The organism is Streptomyces sp. SID12488 (genome assembly GCF_010548275.1).
GTDB lineage: Bacteria > Actinomycetota > Actinomycetes > Streptomycetales > Streptomycetaceae > Streptomyces.
In genome coordinates, this window is sequence record NZ_JAAGLT010000117.1 from 1 (window position 1) to 481 (window position 481).

Genomic DNA, 481 nt, shown 5'->3' on the forward strand with positions numbered 1-481 from the left:
GCGTTGGCGGTGCGGGCACCGGTCAGCATCCTGTCGAGGCGGGCCGGTCCGCCCTTCTCGTCCTCGCGGTGGGCTTTCACCGACCGGGCGGCGCACTCGTTCCAGATCCACCGGCACCGCGCCCACTCCGCTTCCAGAGCGGTGCGGGCGGTCGACGACAAGCGAAGCCGGTAGGTGTACCGGGCGTGCCCGGTCTCCTCGGCTTCTCTTGGAGTCGTCATGCCACCACGCTACCACTACAATAGGGGCATGAATGAGGAAACAAAGATCACTCTCAGGCTCCCCGCAGACCTCCACCAGTGGCTCACCGCCCAGGCCAAGTCCGCCCGCAGGTCCCTCAACTCCGAGATCGTTCACCGACTGGAGGTCGAGCGCGACGCCGTCGTGGCGGACCACGAATCGCCCTGACGGCGATTCGCCATTTCCTGCCCTGCTCCGCAGGGTTCCGACTCCTCCCCGGCCTGAAGGCCGGGGCATTCCC

1 protein-coding gene and 1 pseudogene are annotated in these 481 nt (G+C 67.6%); one reads left to right on the plus strand and one right to left on the minus strand.

The features are described 5' to 3' along the window. Positions 1-221, minus strand: a pseudogene (locus tag G3I56_RS42770) (RNA-guided endonuclease TnpB family protein); the annotation flags it as partial. 28 nt (positions 222-249) lie between these two features. On the opposite strand from G3I56_RS42770, the gene G3I56_RS42775 reads away from it, so the two are divergent. Beyond that, positions 250-408, plus strand: a complete 159-nt coding sequence (locus G3I56_RS42775) for an Arc family DNA-binding protein (protein WP_164418946.1) — start codon at positions 250-252, stop codon at positions 406-408. Positions 409-481: the final 73 nt, after the last annotated feature.

Excerpts from the sequence above, each read along its gene's own strand:
- G3I56_RS42775 (WP_164418946.1), top strand. The coding sequence starts at position 250 with ATGAATGAGGAAACAAAGATCACTCTCAGGCTCCCCGCAGACCTCCAC.